A 14,289-nucleotide genomic window follows, 5' to 3' on the forward strand; every position below is an offset into this window, starting at 1 on the left:
CCGTCAGGCCTGCAAATCATCTTCGTGACTCAGCGTCGCCCTGTCACCCAGAGTGGGCACCGAGCTATTCAGAGGGTCCCTAATAAACCTTTTCAGGGCGAACAACGGACCCAACCGACCATTTAACAGTGGCTCGGCGGCTGAGAGTGACCGTCCGTATCCCTCGCCCCGCAGGAGTCAGCTTATGTCCTCGGCACCCATGCCGACGATTTTCATCCCCCACGGCGGAGGCCCCTGGCCATTCGTTGATCTGGGAAGTCGTTTTGGCGAACAGGAAATGCAACATCTGAAGCAGTTTCTGGAGCAATACCCCAAGACACTGCCGCGCCAGCCCAAAGCCTTACTGGTGATCAGCGCCCATTGGGAAGCCCCGGTGGCGACACTGGGCACGACCGAACAGCCCGATATGTTGTACGACTACTACAACTTTCCCGAAGCGGCCTATCACATTCAATGGCCAGCACCGGGTTGCCCGGAGCTGGCCCCCCGAGTGGCAGAGCTGCTGCACAAGGCCGGCTTTGCCACCGACGCCGACGACCAGCGTGGTTACGACCACGGTACTTTTGTGCCGCTCAAGCTGATGTTTCCCGACGCCCGGATTCCGGTGTTGCAGCTGTCGCTGATGCGTAATCTCGATGCTGCCAAACACATCGAACTGGGTAAGGCCTTGCAGCCGCTGCGCGACGAAGGCGTGCTGATCATTGGCAGTGGCATGTCGTTCCACAACCTCAAACGGCTGCGCCAGCACGATACGCCCGATATCAGCAAACCCTTTGATGAGTGGTTGAAAGAAGTCGTGGCGCTGAAACCGGAGTGCCGACAACGCAAACTGGGTGACTGGATTTGTGCACCGAACGCCCGTATTGCACACCCTCGTGCAGAGCACTTGCTACCACTGATGGTGGTCACCGGAGCCGCCGGTAACGATCATGGCCGGGTGGTGTTCAATGGCCTGTTCGCCAATTCCTGGGTCACCGGGGTGGAATTCTGCCGCGCCTGCCAGCAACTGGTGTAAATACAAAAACGCCCCGCAATGCGGGGCGTGTTGCCGTTGGCCGACCGTCACAACACACGGACAACTCAGTAGTCGCCTTCCAGTTTGAAACCTTTGGCAGTGCCAACCAGATGGTCGGCATCGGCTTCCGATGCCAGCTTGATCATCAAACGCAAATCGTTTGGTGAGTCGGCGTAGGCCAACGCATCCTCGTAGGTAATCTCACCCTGTTCGTACAGGTGATACAAAGCCTGATCGAAGGTCTGCATGCCCAACTCCGTCGATTTTTTCATCAACGCCTTGAGCTCATGCACATTGCCCTTACGGATCATGTCCGACGCCAACGGGGTATTCAGCAACACCTCAATGACCGCCCGACGGCCCTTGCCATCCGGGGTCGGCACCAGCTGCTGGGCAACAATAGCCCGCAGGTTGAGTGACAAATCCATCCAGATCTGACTGTGACGCTCCGGCGGGAAGAAATGCAGTACCCGCTCCAATGCCTGGTTGGCGTTGTTGGCGTGCAGGGTCGCCAGACACAGGTGGCCGGTTTCGGCGAAGGTAATGGCCTTCTCCATGATGTCCGGCGAACGCACCTCACCAATCATGATCACGTCCGGCGCCTGACGCAGGGCGTTTTTCAGCGCCACATCAAAGCTTTCGGTATCCAGGCCCACTTCTCGCTGGGTAATGATGCACTGGTCATGCTGGTGAATGTATTCAATCGGGTCCTCAATGCTGAGGATATGGCCCTTGCTGTTGTGGTTACGGTGGCCAATCATACTCGCCAACGAGGTCGATTTACCGGTACCCGTTGCCCCCACAAACAGGATCAGGCCACGCTTGGCCATCGCCAGGTCCTTGATCACATCCGGCAATCCCAGCGAATCGACCGATGGAATGCGGGTTTCGATGCGACGCAAGACCATCCCGCAGACGTTGCGCTGGTAAAAGGCACTGGCCCGGAAACGGCCGATGCCACGGGCGTTGATGGCAAAGTTAAGCTCTTTGTAACGCTCAAACTCGTCCTGTTGATGGTTATTCATCAGGCCCAGCACAATGTCACGGGTTTGCTCGGCCGCCAGCGGGGTTTTGCTCAGCGGCAGCAGCTGACCGTGTACTTTCATCGAGGGCGCTACGCCTGCGGTAATAAACAGGTCGGATGCCCCTTTTTCCACCATCAGGCGTAAAAACTTGTCCATCGACATGGATCGTATCCTCTGGCCGGATTACGGCGCTAACAATGAATCAGAACTGATCCGGGTTCTTCGATTTTTCACGGGCCGATTCTTTCGACACCAGGCCGCGCTGCACCAATCCTTTCAACGACTGATCCATGGTCACCATGCCGTAGGCGGCACCGGTCTGGATGGCCGAGTACATTTGCGCCACCTTGTCTTCACGAATCAGGTTACGAATCGCCGGAGTACCAATCATGATTTCGTGAGCCGCCACACGACCGCCACCAATGCGCTTCAACAGCGACTGGGAAATTACCCCTTGCAGGGATTCCGACAGCATCGAACGCACCATGCCTTTCTCTTCGGCCGGGAAAACGTCAACGATACGGTCAATGGTTTTGGCCGCTGAGGTGGTGTGCAGGGTGCCGAACACCATGTGGCCGGTTTCCGCCGCGGTCAGTGCCAGACGAATGGTTTCCAGATCTCGCATCTCACCCACCAGAATCACATCCGGGTCTTCACGCAGGGCGGAGCGCAGGGCTTCGTTAAAGCCGAGGGTGTCACGGTGAACTTCACGCTGGTTGATCAGCGATTTTTTCGGCTCGTGAACAAATTCGATCGGGTCTTCGATGGTCAGAATGTGGTCGTGCTTGTTCTCGTTGATGTAGTCGATCATGGCCGCCAGCGTGGTCGACTTACCGGAACCGGTCGGGCCTGTCACCAGACAGATACCCCGTGGCAACGACGCCAGCTCCTTGAACACTTCGCCCATGCCCAGTTGGTCCATGGTCAATACCTTGGACGGAATGGTACGGAACACCGCACCCGGGCCGCGGTTCTGGTTAAAGGCGTTGACACGGAAACGGGCCACACCCGGCACCTCAAACGAGAAGTCGGTCTCAAGGAATTCCTCGTAATCCTTACGCTGCTTGTCATTCATAATGTCATACACCAATGAATGCACTTCCTTATGACCCAGCGCAGGCACGTTGATACGGCGAACATCACCATCGACGCGGATCATCGGCGGCAAGCCTGCTGACAGGTGCAAGTCAGAAGCGCCCTGTTTGGCGCTGAATGCGAGCAGTTCGGTAATGTCCATTGCCTGAATTCCTCCAACGGCATGAATATAGAAAGACTAGATGAGACAGATGCAGACTGACTCACGGTTTTATAAGATTCCCGTAAGCCCGATACATTCTCTGGCCTGCAACCGCCGCCAGAGCCGACTCATCCTAAACAAAGCGTATTGAATGTCTACACTTGCCGAACACTACCAGCAGGTCCAGCAACGCATTAAGCAGGCCTGCCAACAGAGCCAGCGTGATCCCGCCGAGGTTGAACTGCTGGCTGTCAGCAAAACCAAGCCGGCCAGCATGGTGGAGGAATGTTACCAACATGGGCAGCGCCAATTTGGTGAAAATTACCTGCAGGACGCGATGGAAAAGATCCCTGCTCTGGCCGACCTTGCTAACATACAGTGGCACTTTATCGGGCCATTACAATCGAACAAAACCCGTGCAGTGGCAGAGAATTTCGACTGGCTGGCAACACTGGAGCGGGAAAAAATTGCCCGCCGCCTGAGCGAGCAGCGACCATCCGGCAAAGCCCCGCTGAACGTGTTGATTCAGGTCAACATCAGCGGCGAGGCACAAAAGTCCGGCGTTGAGCCTGACGCCATCGCCACTCTGGCCAGCGTCATTGAACAATTGCCGGGGCTGACCCTGCGCGGATTGATGTGTATTCCCGAAGCAACCGATGATGAATCGCATTTGCGCGGCCAATTCCGCCAGATGAAGCTATTATTTGATGAGCTGGCCCAGCAACACCCGCATGTAGACACCCTGTCGATGGGGATGTCCGGCGATCTGGAGCTGGCCATTGCCGAAGGCGCCACCCAGGTGCGCATCGGCACCGACATTTTTGGCGCCCGTAACAGCACGGGCTCCACCCTTTAAAAAACGGTTTAAGGACACCCACATGACACAAATCGCATTTATTGGCGGCGGTAACATGGCTACTGCCATTATTGGTGGCCTGCTGCGCCAGGGCGACGTTTCTGCGCAAATGGTTCAGGTCAGCGATCCGGGTGAACAGCAACGCCAGAAGCTGGAAGCCGATTTCGGCATCCAGACCTTCGCCAATAACCTCGACGCCATTGCCAACGCCGACACCGTCATCATGGCGGTGAAGCCACAAATGATGAAAGAGGTGCTGGCGCCACTGCAAGCCACGCTGGCCACCCGTCAGCCGCTGCTGGTTTCGATTGCGGCTGGCATCAGCATTGAAAACCTCGAAGCCTGGTCCGGCTGCCAATCCGTTGTGCGCTGTATGCCCAACACCCCGGCCCTGGTAGGCGCTGGTGCCAATGGCCTGTTTGCCAACGACGCGGTCACGGTTGACCAGCGCAACGCCGCCGACCGCCTGATGCAAGCCACTGGCGTAACCGTATGGGTCAAGGAAGAAGCAGAACTGGACATCGTCACAGCGCTGTCCGGCAGTGGCCCGGCCTATTACTTCCTGCTGATGGAAGCCATGATCAACACCGCCAAAAGCATGGGCCTGAGTGAAGAAACCGCCACCTCGCTGGCACTGCAAACCGCCTTTGGTGCTGGCAAAATGGCCATTGAAGCTGACGTTGGCCCAGCCGAACTGCGTCGTCGTGTGACCTCGCCGAACGGCACCACCGAACGCGCGATCTTCACGTTTGAAGGGGCCCACCTGCGCGACATCGTCAACGCCGCCATGGAAGCCGCCCGCAAGCGTTCTGAAGAACTGAACAAGGAACTCGGGTAACGCTCAAACGGTCGTTAAAGGAGCAACAGGCGTCTGTTCCCTGTCTCCTTTAACGGGTACTTTACCGGTACACTTGATACCATGGGGACATCCATTTAATCCGGTGCAGACTCTGGGCTACCGGATAATTTCGAGTCACGAAGCCGACTTGCAGACCTGACGGGTCAAGTCAAAAGTCGGCGACACAGAGTCGAGATCATCCGGCAGCCCCCGCAGGGCGCGGGTTGCCGCCGCCCAGTACTGTGTTGACGAACTTGGAAAGGACATGTCATTCCGCTGCGTTCGTCGCCTTGCACTGAACAACGGCAACACTCGCGCAGAGCCGTGCAGGATTGAATAGATGTCCCCATTAGCCCGAACATATCGATACGGAGTTTTCATGTCCCCAATCGCATCCGCAGGACTTCTGCTTATTAACGCCATCGGCGGTCTGGTACTGCTGGTCTTCCTGCTGCGTTTCTTGCTCCAGCTGGTACGTGCCGACTTCTACAATCCGATTTCACAGTTCATCGTCAAGGCATCCAACCCGCTGCTGATTCCGCTACGCCGCGTGATTCCGGGCTTTGGCGGTATGGATATCGCCTCGCTGGTGCTGGCCTACGGCGCCCAGTTGATCACCATGGCGCTGATCATGGTGGTGTCCGGCTACGCCGTGCCGTGGATGAACGTACTGGCCTGGGCCGCTATTGGCGTGCTGGGGCTGCTGCTGAACATCTACTTCTGGGGCGGCATCATTGTGGCCATCGCCTCCTGGATTGCCCCTAACAGCTACAATCCAGCGCTGATTCTGATCAACCAGATTCTGGAACCGGCACTGCGCCCGATCCGTAACAAAATGCCGGACCTTGGCGGCCTCGACCTCAGCCTGTTTGTGCTGCTGATGGCCATTCAGCTGTTCGAGATTCTGATTATTGGCCCACTGGCGGCCACCGCCATGATGCCGCGCGGCTTGGGCATCGGCGTTTAATCGCCAAACCCCGGACGCCAACTCTGTGGGAAGCAGCTTGCTGTCGATGAATGGTTTATCGAGAGCAAGCTCTCTCCCATAACATTATCCAGCCCCTCCCCTGTTCACTGCTAACTTCCAGTTCCCCTACCCCAGCTCCCGAGGCTGCGCGCCCCGCTCACTCCCGACTCCTGAATCACCGAATTCCGGCACAGCGCAAGACATTGATATTCCGCGCGGCTACAATGGCTGCCCTGTTCAGGAGGTGCTCATGTCACAGCAAGAGTCGGATCAAAAGACCACTCACTTCGGCTACCAGACCGTAGCCAGCGAAGACAAACAAGCCATGGTGGCGGATGTATTCCATTCCGTGGCGGCCAAGTACGATGTAATGAACGACCTGATGTCGTTTGGTGTGCATCGCTTGTGGAAACGTTTCACCATCGAAATGAGTGGTGTACGTCCGGGTAACCGGGTGCTGGATCTCGCAGGTGGTACCGGCGACCTGACCAAAAAATTCTCCCGCATCGTTGGCCCACAGGGCAAAGTAGTGCTGGCTGATATCAACTCCTCGATGCTCAACGTCGGCCGCGATCGCCTGACCGACGAAGGCTATGTTGGCAACATCGAATACGTTCAGGCCAACGCCGAGTGTCTGCCGTTTGAAGACAACAGCTTCGACGCCCTCACCATCGCCTTTGGCTTGCGTAACGTTACCGACAAGGACGCCGCGCTGCGTTCGATGACCCGGGTACTGAAGCCCGGTGGTCGTTTGCTGGTACTGGAGTTCTCCAAGCCAACCAACCCGCTGATGAGCAAGGCCTACGACCTGTACTCTTTCTCAGCGCTGCCGTTCATGGGCAAAGTGGTGGCTAACGACGCCGAAAGCTACAAATACCTGGCCGAATCCATTCGTATGCACCCGGATCAGGAAACCCTGAAGGGCATGATGGAAGACGCCGGTCTGGTACGTTGCAGCTACCACAACCTCACCAGCGGCGTGGTTGCGCTGCACCGTGGGATCAAGCCCTGATGAGCTGGTTGCCGGTCGAACTGGGGCAAGCGGCGCTGATTCCTGCCGAAGCTGCCATTAATCATGCCCTGCGGTTTGACCCGGGCAGTCAGGTATTGCTGGCCAAAGCGGCCGGCAAGCTGGTGCACATTCGACTGGCGGGTACTGCCACGGTAGCCATCCGGCTGCTCGACAACTCGATCGTACTGAGCCTGTCGACTGACGAACTCAGCGAAGACGGCCCCTACCCGGACGTTGCCCTGATTGGCACCAGCAGCGACTTTCTGGCGCTGGCCCGAGCCGACAACAAAGCCAGCGCGATGTTGTCCGGCGGCATTCTGGTCGATGGCGATACTGAACTGGCCATTCTGCTGGGCAAACTGGTTGACCAGATGAACATCGACTGGGAAGCCATGATCACCCCCGTCACCGGTGGCATGTTGGCCCATCAGCTGGGTCAGGGACTGCGTGGTTTGATGGGCTGGGGCAAACGCACCGGCAGCACCTTCAAAACCGCCGCCCGCGACTACCTCTACGACGAAGCCCGCATTCTGGTGCACCCGGCCGAGCTGGAAGCCAGCGCCGAGCGCATCGACAGCCTGCGGTTGGCCTCCGACCGTCTGGAAGCCCGTATTCAACAACTGGAAGCCCGCAAGGCCGCCGAACAGCAACCGCCAGCCCAAGACGCTGCGACCGATAAAGAGGACTGAACGTGTCGCGTTTGTGGCGTTTGTGGAAAATCCTGTTCGTATTCACCAAATACCGTCTGGATGGCCTGATTCCCCTGCACTTGCTGCCGCTGAGCGTGCGCATTTTGCTGTGGCTGGCACCGTGGCGTCTGCGCCCGGTACCGGCCAAACTGAGCCGTGGTGCCCGCTTGCGCATGGCGCTGGAAGCCCTCGGCCCCATCTTCATCAAGTTCGGACAAATCCTCTCGACCCGCCCGGATCTGGTGCCGGAAGACATTGTTCAGGAACTGAAGCTGCTGCAAGACAAGGTGCCGCCGTTTCCGGAAGACGAAGCCATTGCGCTGATCGAATCGCAACTCGGCGACACCATTGCCAACCTGTTTGCCGAGTTTTCCAGCACACCACTGGCGTCAGCCTCGATTGCCCAGGTGCATACTGCCAAACTGAATGAGGGCAAGGATGTGGTGGTAAAAGTCGTGCGTCCGGGCATCGAACACACCATTGAACGCGACCTGCAATTGCTGGAAACCATGGCCCGACTGGCCGTGACCTACTCTTCCGAAGCCCGTCGCCTGAAGCCGCTGGAAGTGGTCGAAGACTACCGCCACACCATTTATGGCGAGCTGAACCTGCAAATCGAAGCCTCCAACGCCACCCAGCTGCGCCGCAATTTCTCAGAATCCGGCCATCTTTACGTGCCGGAAGTGTACTGGGAATACACCCGCAGCAAGGTGATGACCAGCGAACGCATTTACGGCATTCCTGTGGCCAACATCGACGAACTGCGGGCCCAAAACACCGATATGAAACTGCTGGCCGAACGCGGGGTGGAAATCTTCTTCACCCAGGTGTTCCGCGACAGCTTTTTCCACGCCGACATGCACCCCGGCAACATTTTTGTGTCACGTGAAAACCCACAGGACCCGGAATACATCGGCATCGACTGTGGCATCGTGGGCAGTTTGACCGAAGAAGACCAACACTATCTGGCGATGAATCTGCTGGCCTTCTTCAATCAGGATTATTATCAGGTGGCGCAACTGCACGTCGACTCCGGTTGGGTGCCTGCGACCACCAAGGTGCACGAACTGGCTGCCGCCATTCGCAGCGTCTGTGAACCGATTTTTGAAAAGCCGCTGGCCGAAATCTCCTTTGGTCAGGTGCTGATCCAACTGTTCAGCACCGCCCGCCGCTTTGATATGGAAGTTCAGCCACAGCTGGTGCTGCTGCAAAAAACCTTGCTCAACATCGAAGGGCTGGGCCGTCAGCTGTACCCACAGCTGGACCTCTGGAGCACCGCCAAGCCGTTTCTGGAACGCTGGATGCGCGAACGCTTTGGCCCCAAGGCGGCGTTTGCCGAACTCAAGCGTCAGCTGCCTACCTGGATTGAAAAAGCGCCGAAAATGCCGGGACTGGTGCACGGTGCCCTGACCCGTCTTAACCACATGGACGAAAATCAGGCCCAGCTGCAACGGGAAATCATGGCACTGCGCAAGGCGCTGGAAGAACAGAACCGTCAGAAGCGCCATCTGACACTGGGCTCGCTGGTGTCGTTGTCGGGTCTGGCACTGTGGTGGCAAGCCATTGCCCTCGGTATTCCCGAGCTGCTGGGCGTTGGCATCGGAGCCTTCGGCCTGCTGTGGATTCTGCTGAAAGCCTGACGCTCAACAAGCGCCACAATGTCGGGTATGCTCGGCAGCTATCAGACAGTTTGAGTCCAGGCATTTAAGCGCCTGCGGCCAACACCAACGATTGAATAAAAACGGCCCCGGGCCGAACAAGTGAGAGAGACATGAGCGACTGGCTGGATGCAGTAAAGTGGGATGACAAGGGTTTGGTACCGGCGATTGCCCAGGACCATCAAACCGGTCGCATCCTGATGATGGCCTGGATGGACCGCGAAGCCCTGACCCTGACTGTGCAGGAAAACCGCGCCATCTATTACTCCCGCTCGCGCCAGAAATTGTGGCGTAAGGGCGAGTCGTCCGGCCATGTGCAGAAGCTCCATGAAGTCCGTCTCGACTGCGACGCCGATGTGATTGTGTTGCAGGTTGAACAAATTGGCGGCATCGCGTGCCATACTGGCCGGGAAAGCTGTTTTTATCAGGTCTGGCAAGACGGTGAATGGGTCGCCGTTGACCCGGTACTGAAAGACCCGAAAGATATTTACTGAGCCTGATTCATCAAGCCTTGCCGTTCCAAGTCATAGAGTTGTTATTTTTATGAGTGATATTCTTGCCGCCCTGGGCGATATTCTTGAAGAGCGCAAAGGCGCTTCTGCGGATTCTTCCTACGTAGCCAGCCTTTACCACAAGGGTCTGAACAAGATTCTGGAAAAGGTCGGCGAAGAAGCCACCGAGACCATTCTGGCGGCCAAAGACGCTGAAACCAGCGGCGACAACAAGGACGTGATCTACGAAACCGCCGATCTGTGGTTCCACAGTCTGGTGGCATTGGCCCAGCTGGGCGAACGTCCGGAAGCGGTGATCAACGAACTGGCACGCCGTTTTGACATGTCCGGGCTGGAAGAAAAGGCCTCACGTCAGCCAAAATAAGCGGCGACGGCAACCAAGGAACGAACAGAGTCCATGTCTGACTGTATTTTTTGCAACATCGTGGCCGGCAACATTCCCGCCAACAAGGTCTTCGAAGACGATGACTTTCTGGCGTTCCACGATATTGCCCCCAAGGCAGATACCCACTTGCTGGTGATCCCGAAGCAGCACATCGTTAACCTTGACGACCTGACTGCCGAGCACGCCGAGCTGATGGGCAAACTGATGCTGACGCTGCCGCAAATTGCCAGCCAGCAAGGCCTCAGCGGCTATCGCACCATTACCAATACAGGCGCGGAAGGCGGACAGGAAGTCTTCCACATGCATTTCCATATTCTGGGCGGCAGCGCGCTGCCCGGATTCTGATTTCTGGAGAACACACTATGCTCGGCGGTATCAGCATTTGGCAGCTGCTCATCATTGCAGTGATCGTTATTCTGATTTTTGGCACCAAGAAACTGCGCAACATGGGCGGTGACCTGGGCGGTGCGATCAAGAACTTCAAGTCCGCCATGAACGACGATGGCGACAAGAAAGACGCAGACTCCGATCCCAAGAGTCTGGCGCAGGATCAGAACAACACCATGAACAAGGACGCTGACTTCAGCGAACAGAAAGACAAGGATCAGAAGCACTCCTGATGTTCGATATCGGCTTCCTTGAACTGGTTGTTGTCGGCGTACTGGGCTTGCTGGTGTTAGGCCCCGAACGACTGCCCAAAGCGGCCCGCACCATTGGTCTGATGATTGGCCGTGTGCGCCGTACCATGAACGGCCTGCAAGACGAACTGGAACGCCAGGTACGTGCCGAAGAACTGAAAGAAAAGCTCAAGGACCCCTACGCCACCTTTCTGGATGACGATGAGCGCAAGCCCCAGGCAGTACTGGAAGCCGAGCGGGCAGCCCGTGGTGAAGCAGCGGCTTCGCCACAGGAAATCGATCCCGACGGTGGTTACCGCATCCAGCCGGATGCGCCTGCGACTCAGGATCAGCAGAACAAGCCATGACCCAGGATTCCGAACAGCCCCTGATTGCCCACCTGGTTGAACTCCGCAACCGCCTGCTGAAAGCCGTGCTGATTGTGCTGCTGCTGTTTCTGGGCATGTTTTACTTCGCCAACGACCTGTACCTGATTCTGGTTGAGCCGCTGTCAGCGCTGCTGCCGGAAACCCAGGGCGGCCAGATGATCGCCACCGGCGTAGCCGCGCCGTTTCTGGTGCCGTTCAAACTGACGCTGGTGCTGTCGGTGCTGATCGCCATGCCGTTTATCCTGCATCAGGCTTGGGCGTTTATCTCGCCGGGGCTGTACCAGCACGAGAAGAAATTCGCGGTGCCGCTGCTGTTGTCGAGCATTGTGCTGTTTTACGCCGGTATCGCCTTTGCCTACTATGTTGTTCTGCCACTGGCATTCGGCTTCTTCACCTTTGCCGCACCGGAAGGCATCTCGGTGATGCCGGACATCTCCAACATCCTCGATTTCATTCTGAAAATATTCTTCGCCTTTGGCATCGCCTTCGAGATCCCGGTGGCCACCTTCCTGATGGTGCTGAGCGGCATTACCACGGTGCAGTCTCTGGGTCAGAAACGACCTTATATATTCCTCGGCTGCTTTGTTGTCGGCATGCTGGTAACGCCGCCGGATGTGATCTCACAAACCATTCTGGCGCTACCCATGTACGCCCTGTTTGAAGGCGGTGTACTGGCCTCACGACTGATCCGAAAGCCAGCTGAAGACACCGACGACGAGGCCCGGTACGACTGATTCTGATCAGTTGTTGTGCGGTTAACGACCAGCGCCACAGGATCTGCTGAAGCCTGTGGCCAATACCTGATACACTCGCCGTTAATTACTCTTCCAAATGCAGGAAATCACCCAAGATGCCGGAAGTTATCCCTGACGACTCTGTCGGTCTGGTTACTCCCCAAACCTTTCATTGTGATACCCCGCTGACCTTACGCAGTGGCCGGGTGCTGTCCCAGTACGATCTGGTGTATGAAACCTACGGTGAACTGAACGCCAGCAAAACCAATGCGATCCTGATCTGCCACGCCCTCAGTGGTGACCAGCATGCCGCTGGCTACAACAGCATGGACGAATCCAAGCCCGGTTGGTGGGACAACGCCATTGGCCCGGGCAAACCGATCGATACCACGCGCTTTTTTGTGGTAGCACTGAACAACCTCGGTGGTTGCAGTGGCTCTACTGGCCCAACCAGCATCAATCCGGACACCGGCAAGCCGTACGGCCCGGACTTCCCGATTGTGGCTGTACGCGACTGGGTATCCAGTCAGGCCGAGCTGGCCGATCATCTCGGCATTCAACGCTGGGCTGCGGTGGTAGGCGGTAGCCTTGGCGGTATGCAGGTACTGCGCTGGTCAATCCAGTTCCCGCAACGCATCGCCAACGCCGTGATGATTGCCTCGGCCCCGAAGCTGTCGGCACAGAACATCGCCTTTAACGAAGTTGCCCGTCAGGCTATTGCCAAAGACCCGGACTTCCACGACGGCAATTACCTGGAACACGGCACCATTCCGAAAGTGGGCCTGACCCAGGCTCGCATGCTGGGCCACCTGACTTACCTGTCGGAAGACGCCATGCGCCAGAAGTTCGGCCGCGACCTGCGCGAAGGCAAGCTCAACTACAGCTTCGCCCCTGAGTTTCAGGTGGAAAGCTACCTGCACTATCAGGGTGAGAAATTCAGCACCCGCTTTGACGCCAACACCTACATGTTGATGACCAAGGCGCTGGACTACTTCGACCCGTCGGCCGATTACGACCACGATCTGGTGAAGTGCCTCAGCAACGCCCAGTGCAAATTCCTGCTGGTGTCATTCACCACCGACTGGCGCTTCTCTCCCGCCCGTTCGAAGGAAATCGTCAACGCCCTGATGGAAGCCGATAAAGACGTCAGCTACGCCTGCATCGACTCCGACGGCGGCCACGACGCCTTCCTGCTCGACAACCCGCGCTATCACGCGGTGCTGTCGGCCTTTATGAACCGCATTGCCAACCGGCTGGAGGCCAAGGCATGAGCCCGACGACCTTGCAGTCACTGCGTCCCGACCTCGCCATCATTCAGGAATGGATTCAGCCCAACAGCCAGGTTCTCGACCTTGGCTGCGGTGAAGGCACCCTGCTGCAATTCCTCAGCGAACACAAAAACGTGCGTGGCTATGGTCTGGAAATCAATCCCGACAAAATCACCGCTGCCATTGCCAATGGCGTCAACGTGGTAGAACAGGACCTCAACAACGGCCTGTACAACTACAAGGACAACAGCATTGATACCGTGGTGATGACCCAGGCCCTGCAAGCGGTACAACGGCCCGACGAACTGCTGGATGAAATGCTGCGCGTTGGCGACGAAGCCATCGTCACCTTTCCGAACTTCGGCCACTGGCGCACGCGCATGTACCTGGCGCTGAAAGGCCGTATGCCGATGTCAGAAACCCTGCCGCACAAGTGGTACGACACGCCAAACATCCATTTGTGTACCGTCAGTGACTTTGAAGAGCTGTGCCAGCAGAAAAATATTCGTATCCTGAGCAAGACGGTGGTCGACGATCATCACCAGGAACACTGGGCGATTCGTTTGTGGCCATCCTTATTAGGCGAAATTGCGGTTTACCACCTGACCCGGAGGTCCTGATGAAACGCTGGCTGAACGCAGCAAGGAACATAACCCTGATGTGCCTGCTAGCCCTGCCCGCCTGGGCAGATCGCGGCGAGCAAAAGCAGGTATTTGGCAATTACGAGGTGCACTACATCGGCCTCACCACCAGTTTCCTGACACCGGAAGTGGCCCGCGCCTACGGCATTGAGCGTTCCGGCCGCATGGGCATGCTGAATATTTCAGTGCTCGACAGCGCCGACAAAAGCGACGTGCCGCAGCCGGTAGAAGCCAAGGTCAGCGGTACCCTGAAAAACCTGATAGGCCAGAGCAAGTCGCTGGAGTTCAAGGAAATCAAGGAAACCAACGCCGTCTACTACGTGGCCACCTTCCGCTTTGACGAAGAAGAGGTCTACCGCATCAACCTGCAGGTACAGCCGGATGGCGTCAGCCGCAGCTTTGATGTGAAGTTCAGCCAACGCTTCTACGAAGAATAACCCCGGAGC

General features: G+C 57.2%; 18 protein-coding genes. 16 read left to right on the forward strand and 2 right to left on the reverse strand.

Going from position 1 to position 14,289, the window contains the following annotated elements; genetic code table 11:
- Positions 1 to 184 precede the first annotated feature (184 nt).
- Positions 185 to 1,015 carry a DODA-type extradiol aromatic ring-opening family dioxygenase gene (locus ACXADJ_RS14910; RefSeq protein ID WP_475067334.1) on the forward strand — a complete coding sequence of 277 codons (831 nt, stop codon included), beginning with the start codon at positions 185 to 187 and terminating at the stop codon, positions 1,013 to 1,015.
- 65 nt (positions 1,016 to 1,080) lie between these two features.
- Here the strand turns inward: ACXADJ_RS14910 and ACXADJ_RS14915 are convergent, their stop codons facing one another.
- Together ACXADJ_RS14915 and ACXADJ_RS14920 are read right to left on the reverse strand one after the other, a co-directional pair.
- On the reverse strand, positions 1,081 to 2,202 hold the full coding sequence (locus tag ACXADJ_RS14915) for a PilT/PilU family type 4a pilus ATPase (RefSeq protein WP_028292255.1): 1,122 nt from the start codon (positions 2,200 to 2,202) through the stop codon (positions 1,081 to 1,083).
- Between the two features lie 40 nt (positions 2,203 to 2,242).
- Positions 2,243 to 3,277, reverse strand: coding sequence for a type IV pilus twitching motility protein PilT (locus ACXADJ_RS14920; protein WP_028292254.1), 1,035 nt, complete (start codon positions 3,275 to 3,277; stop codon positions 2,243 to 2,245).
- A gap of 151 nt (positions 3,278 to 3,428) precedes the next feature.
- On the opposite strand from ACXADJ_RS14920, the gene ACXADJ_RS14925 reads away from it, so the two are divergent.
- The 15 genes from ACXADJ_RS14925 to ACXADJ_RS14995 all read left to right on the forward strand — a co-directional run bounded on the left by ACXADJ_RS14925 (position 3,429) and on the right by ACXADJ_RS14995 (position 14,280).
- Positions 3,429 to 4,133: a YggS family pyridoxal phosphate-dependent enzyme gene (locus ACXADJ_RS14925; protein WP_475067337.1), complete on the forward strand. Its 705-nt coding sequence runs from the start codon at positions 3,429 to 3,431 to the stop codon at positions 4,131 to 4,133.
- 22 nt (positions 4,134 to 4,155) lie between these two features.
- On the forward strand, positions 4,156 to 4,971 hold the full coding sequence (gene proC, locus ACXADJ_RS14930) for a pyrroline-5-carboxylate reductase (RefSeq protein WP_475067339.1): 816 nt from the start codon (positions 4,156 to 4,158) through the stop codon (positions 4,969 to 4,971).
- A gap of 379 nt (positions 4,972 to 5,350) precedes the next feature.
- The gene (locus ACXADJ_RS14935) at positions 5,351 to 5,938 is read left to right on the forward strand and encodes a YggT family protein (RefSeq protein ID WP_475067342.1); all 588 of its coding nucleotides are present in this window, start codon (positions 5,351 to 5,353) and stop codon (positions 5,936 to 5,938) included.
- A gap of 250 nt (positions 5,939 to 6,188) precedes the next feature.
- On the forward strand, positions 6,189 to 6,950 hold the full coding sequence (ubiE, locus tag ACXADJ_RS14940; RefSeq protein ID WP_475067344.1) for a bifunctional demethylmenaquinone methyltransferase/2-methoxy-6-polyprenyl-1,4-benzoquinol methylase UbiE: 762 nt from the start codon (positions 6,189 to 6,191) through the stop codon (positions 6,948 to 6,950).
- Entirely contained in the window at positions 6,950 to 7,639 is a 690-nt protein-coding gene (locus ACXADJ_RS14945) for a ubiquinone biosynthesis accessory factor UbiJ (protein ID WP_475067346.1), read from the forward strand. The genes ubiE and ACXADJ_RS14945 overlap by 1 nt, the downstream gene beginning before the upstream one ends.
- 2 nt (positions 7,640 to 7,641) lie before the next feature.
- Positions 7,642 to 9,279, forward strand: a complete 1,638-nt coding sequence (gene ubiB, locus ACXADJ_RS14950) for a ubiquinone biosynthesis regulatory protein kinase UbiB (RefSeq protein WP_475067348.1) — start codon at positions 7,642 to 7,644, stop codon at positions 9,277 to 9,279.
- Positions 9,280 to 9,410: 131 nt separating this feature from the next.
- The gene (gene hisI / locus ACXADJ_RS14955; RefSeq protein ID WP_028292247.1) at positions 9,411 to 9,791 is read left to right on the forward strand and encodes a phosphoribosyl-AMP cyclohydrolase; all 381 of its coding nucleotides are present in this window, start codon (positions 9,411 to 9,413) and stop codon (positions 9,789 to 9,791) included.
- Positions 9,792 to 9,840: 49 nt separating this feature from the next.
- Positions 9,841 to 10,173: a phosphoribosyl-ATP diphosphatase gene (locus ACXADJ_RS14960; RefSeq protein ID WP_028292246.1), complete on the forward strand. Its 333-nt coding sequence runs from the start codon at positions 9,841 to 9,843 to the stop codon at positions 10,171 to 10,173.
- A 33-nt stretch (positions 10,174 to 10,206) separates the two neighbouring features.
- Positions 10,207 to 10,539: a histidine triad nucleotide-binding protein gene (locus tag ACXADJ_RS14965; RefSeq protein ID WP_475067351.1), complete on the forward strand. Its 333-nt coding sequence runs from the start codon at positions 10,207 to 10,209 to the stop codon at positions 10,537 to 10,539.
- Positions 10,540 to 10,556: 17 nt separating this feature from the next.
- Entirely contained in the window at positions 10,557 to 10,814 is a 258-nt protein-coding gene (gene tatA, locus ACXADJ_RS14970; protein ID WP_475067353.1) for a Sec-independent protein translocase subunit TatA, read from the forward strand.
- Positions 10,814 to 11,179 (forward strand): Sec-independent protein translocase protein TatB, encoded by a 366-nt coding sequence (gene tatB / locus ACXADJ_RS14975; protein ID WP_475067355.1) that lies wholly within the window; start codon positions 10,814 to 10,816, stop codon positions 11,177 to 11,179. Before tatA ends, tatB begins: the two co-directional genes overlap by 1 nt.
- Entirely contained in the window at positions 11,176 to 11,934 is a 759-nt protein-coding gene (gene tatC, locus ACXADJ_RS14980) for a twin-arginine translocase subunit TatC (protein WP_475067357.1), read from the forward strand. Before tatB ends, tatC begins: the two co-directional genes overlap by 4 nt.
- A gap of 116 nt (positions 11,935 to 12,050) precedes the next feature.
- Positions 12,051 to 13,205 (forward strand): homoserine O-succinyltransferase MetX, encoded by a 1,155-nt coding sequence (metX, locus tag ACXADJ_RS14985; RefSeq protein WP_475067359.1) that lies wholly within the window; start codon positions 12,051 to 12,053, stop codon positions 13,203 to 13,205.
- On the forward strand, positions 13,202 to 13,822 hold the full coding sequence (gene metW, locus ACXADJ_RS14990) for a methionine biosynthesis protein MetW (RefSeq protein WP_456090128.1): 621 nt from the start codon (positions 13,202 to 13,204) through the stop codon (positions 13,820 to 13,822). The genes metX and metW overlap by 4 nt, the downstream gene beginning before the upstream one ends.
- Positions 13,822 to 14,280: a DUF4426 domain-containing protein gene (locus ACXADJ_RS14995; RefSeq protein ID WP_475067361.1), complete on the forward strand. Its 459-nt coding sequence runs from the start codon at positions 13,822 to 13,824 to the stop codon at positions 14,278 to 14,280. The genes metW and ACXADJ_RS14995 overlap by 1 nt, the downstream gene beginning before the upstream one ends.
- The last annotated feature ends 9 nt before the right edge of the window (positions 14,281 to 14,289 follow it).

It is taken from the genome of Oceanobacter sp. ABM4_470, assembly GCF_056158645.1.

Coding starts and splice junctions, on each gene's coding strand:
- hisI (WP_028292247.1), top strand. CDS start 9,411: ATGAGCGACTGGCTGGATGCAGTAAAGTGGGATGACAAGGGTTTGGTA.
- tatB (WP_475067355.1), top strand. CDS start 10,814: ATGTTCGATATCGGCTTCCTTGAACTGGTTGTTGTCGGCGTACTGGGC.
- ACXADJ_RS14910 (WP_475067334.1), top strand. CDS start 185: ATGTCCTCGGCACCCATGCCGACGATTTTCATCCCCCACGGCGGAGGC.
- tatA (WP_475067353.1), top strand. CDS start 10,557: ATGCTCGGCGGTATCAGCATTTGGCAGCTGCTCATCATTGCAGTGATC.
- ACXADJ_RS14925 (WP_475067337.1), top strand. CDS start 3,429: ATGTCTACACTTGCCGAACACTACCAGCAGGTCCAGCAACGCATTAAG.
- ACXADJ_RS14945 (WP_475067346.1), top strand. CDS start 6,950: ATGAGCTGGTTGCCGGTCGAACTGGGGCAAGCGGCGCTGATTCCTGCC.
- ACXADJ_RS14995 (WP_475067361.1), top strand. CDS start 13,822: ATGAAACGCTGGCTGAACGCAGCAAGGAACATAACCCTGATGTGCCTG.
- ubiE (WP_475067344.1), top strand. CDS start 6,189: ATGTCACAGCAAGAGTCGGATCAAAAGACCACTCACTTCGGCTACCAG.
- tatC (WP_475067357.1), top strand. CDS start 11,176: ATGACCCAGGATTCCGAACAGCCCCTGATTGCCCACCTGGTTGAACTC.
- ACXADJ_RS14965 (WP_475067351.1), top strand. CDS start 10,207: ATGTCTGACTGTATTTTTTGCAACATCGTGGCCGGCAACATTCCCGCC.
- ACXADJ_RS14935 (WP_475067342.1), top strand. CDS start 5,351: ATGTCCCCAATCGCATCCGCAGGACTTCTGCTTATTAACGCCATCGGC.
- ACXADJ_RS14960 (WP_028292246.1), top strand. CDS start 9,841: ATGAGTGATATTCTTGCCGCCCTGGGCGATATTCTTGAAGAGCGCAAA.
- metX (WP_475067359.1), top strand. CDS start 12,051: ATGCCGGAAGTTATCCCTGACGACTCTGTCGGTCTGGTTACTCCCCAA.
- metW (WP_456090128.1), top strand. CDS start 13,202: ATGAGCCCGACGACCTTGCAGTCACTGCGTCCCGACCTCGCCATCATT.
- ACXADJ_RS14915 (WP_028292255.1), bottom strand. CDS start 2,202: ATGTCGATGGACAAGTTTTTACGCCTGATGGTGGAAAAAGGGGCATCC.
- proC (WP_475067339.1), top strand. CDS start 4,156: ATGACACAAATCGCATTTATTGGCGGCGGTAACATGGCTACTGCCATT.
- ACXADJ_RS14920 (WP_028292254.1), bottom strand. CDS start 3,277: ATGGACATTACCGAACTGCTCGCATTCAGCGCCAAACAGGGCGCTTCT.